This is a genomic window from Arachidicoccus sp. (assembly GCF_050436765.1).
Taxonomy (GTDB): Bacteria; Bacteroidota; Bacteroidia; order Chitinophagales; family Chitinophagaceae; genus Arachidicoccus.
Genome location: NZ_JBNQGD010000434.1, coordinates 1 through 3034, shown reverse-complemented (window position 1 = coordinate 3034; position 3034 = coordinate 1). Strand labels below are relative to the sequence as shown.

At 40.2% G+C, this 3034-nt stretch carries 2 protein-coding genes; both read right to left on the bottom strand.

Translation table 11 applies throughout. The features are described 5' to 3' along the window. Nucleotides 1-113: 113 nt before the first annotated feature. Nucleotides 114-1319 carry a DUF4959 domain-containing protein gene (locus ACQR30_RS18315; protein WP_429737252.1) on the bottom strand — a complete coding sequence of 402 codons (1206 nt, stop codon included), beginning with the start codon at nucleotides 1317-1319 and terminating at the stop codon, nucleotides 114-116. A gap of 30 nt (nucleotides 1320-1349) precedes the next feature. Further along, a partial coding sequence (locus ACQR30_RS18310; RefSeq protein ID WP_429737251.1) for a RagB/SusD family nutrient uptake outer membrane protein occupies nucleotides 1350-3034 on the bottom strand: 1685 nt, incomplete at its 5' end.

The following is a 3034-nucleotide window of genomic DNA, read 5'->3' as shown; positions in this document are numbered from 1 at the left end:
TTTTAAATAAGGCGCGTAATCTTGATCCATTTTCGCGCAAGAAATCGCTGCGAGAAAAATTAAGATAAATCCTATGGCATTATATTTCTTCTTCATTTTTTTAATAATTTTTATTATAAATAGTCGCCCATAAATTTAATAGAGGCCATTTCCAATGTATGTCCACCACTGAAGTTTTGTAGTATGACTAATCGGAAGTAACGCATTGGTACAGCAGGTGCGGGCATTATAAATTCAGTGCCATTATTAACCTCCGCCTGATCAGCCGAATTAAGCTGACCATAAGGTAATCCCGAGGGTTTCACCAATTCATAAACGCCGCCAATTTGTGTCCAAGTCGAGTCAAGCGCCCCATTGGGATTCGGGACAAGACTGCCATACACCTTAAAAAACCGCAATGTACCATTGCGAAACTCAGCGCCACCATTTTTTCTCATATAATAACGAAAACGACTAAGTACTACAGGCTTGCCCATATCTATTGTAATTCTCGCGGGCGTAGAGTCTCCGGGGTTAGTCACACCGTAAAAAGCCCAATCTCCTGCTGCGTAATCATTTTGAAGAGGAACATCTATAGAAGAGCCGCAACAAGCAGTTTGATCCCCACTTAATATTACGCCTTTCATCAAAGTACGATCAAGTGTTATTTCATTTAGTGATTTAACTGTACTCCAGACGGTATCGGAGGTATTTCCCCAACGATCTTGAACATAGGCTCCGTATTTGCGTTCCCCGGCCTGAAAACCGCGAATAGAAAAATTACCTTTTGTATCTTTTGTATAAGAGGTATAAACATATTCTGGTTTACCTGCTGTATCGACCAAGGTACCTATGGCAATTTCACCTTCTGACGGATTATCAAATTGCACATTCGCGCCCCCAAAATCTCCGGAAATTTTTAAGCTTTGCGCTACAGCAATATAAGGCGGGGTAAGCGGATGTATCATAACTTTTATTGAATCAGAAGCAACTTCACTTCTACTCACTGTATGCAGTTTCACCTCATAATCTGCGGATTTTTCAAAGCCTTTTAGGATTAAAGTGTCGGTATAATAGGAAGATTTTACCTGCTCAACAGTTTTATCGTTAATTTTAAAATCTGCCTGAACATACAGAATACTTGGGTCTGCTGGGATTTGATAAGTTATTATCGCCCCTCCGGAAATATTATCCACCTTTACATTGGTGATGACCGGAGGCTTTGTTTTATCCTTATAAATTGGCGTCAAGTTGGTGCTGTTTTCTCTTTGACAGGAAAAAAGGTAGCCTAATATCAAAATAAGAGAAACGCCCACCGATATTTTCAGTATTTTTTTCATATTTATTATTTTTATTGATTACTGTAACCCTTACCACAAGGGATTTTGAACAAGATTTGGATTTACCTCTAGGTCATATTCTTTTAGTGGCGCTAAATAATCCCTATAAGTATTATGCGGTGTGTAGATAGTCTTTAGCCGATAAAAGTCTGCCGTAGTACTTTGTTGATAGTCCCAACCGGTCACCGGCCGGTTCATCAAATCAAGTCTCTTCCAACGACGCATGTTCCAATAATTATTCCCCTCAAACATGAACTCAATCATTGTTTCCTGTTGAATAATGCTGCGCAAGCCATCCTTAGTAGTTGGTTTCATTGGATTACGGGAGTGAGCCGCCCAAGAGTCTACGACACCATTTAAACCGGCACGTTTACGAACCAGATCAAGGTATTTATAAGCCTTTGGGCCCGGTCCTTCCGACTCATTCACTGCCTCTGCATACATTAAATATAATTCGGAAAGCCTTATAGCAGGCCAGCCATAGGCATCCGGTGTATAAGAATTAGAGCTGCCAGAGGTTTTCCAACTCACCAATTTTTTCGGATAATAACCTGTAAATGAAACTCTGGAAAGACCGCCACTGGTGGAGGGTGACCCCCACAAAGTCGGGAGATACAGTAAATTAGTTTCATCTGGACGTTGTATCATAAAATAGGATGCCCCATCAAAAACCAAATCGGCGTAGAATCGATATTCTCTATCCATATTAAAACTCGAAGTAATATAGTTTGGCTTCATTATACTGCGTTCATCAGCAGGTACAGTTACAAGTTTGGTGTAACGGTTGGTATAATCCCAAGAAGGATCTTCATTTATAGGGACGCCATTTTTTGTATAAAAAATTTCACAAGCATTCATATTCGCAGCCCATAATCCAAAGGTATAAGAATATACTTCATTACGAGGCGCACAAAGTCTTTGCAACTGACTGGTATTACTATTTGTGAACATCCATATTTCTTCGGAGTTCCATTCCTGCGTGATTGCACCCCTTATATCCTGGCATTTTTGGGTAGTATCGCCAATTTCATTTAGATCAAATGGCTTATCGAAATAATACAATTTGAAGCCGGCCTGATCCGCGCTATTTATGGCGTCCTCGCAAGCAGCAGCGGCTTTTGTCCATTTTGTATTATCCGGAGTGGTATTTACTAATTGTTCACCATCCTTATTTTTGAAATCTGCGTAATCACTATTACCATTAAATAATGGGCTTGCCGCTAATATCAAAGTCTTCGCCTTAATGGCCAATGCAATCACACTGGTAATGCGCCCTAATTCTTCTCGTTGGTTAGAAATTGACTGCGGCAAATCGGGGACCGCCTCGTCTATCAATTGAACGATATAATTTACAACGTCATCAACCGGTTGGCGTTTTACATGCACTTTATCAATGTCATCAGAGACTTCAAAATTATCCTTAATGATGGGAATGGGGCCATACATTCTCAATAATAGAAAATGATAATAAGCCTTAAGGGTCTTTACTTCCGCAATCCATCTTTTCCTCTCTACCTCCTGCATATCGGGCACTTTAGCTATATTATCCAAAAATATATTACAAGTACGGATGGCGTTAAACATTGCCTGGCCACCGTTTGTCCCGTCCCAATAATTAGCTATTGGATTTACAACATTTTGATAATCATAGCCCAATTGTAAGATGCCGTCGGATATTCCGGGAGCTTGCGATCCCGGATAGGGTGAAGATATTT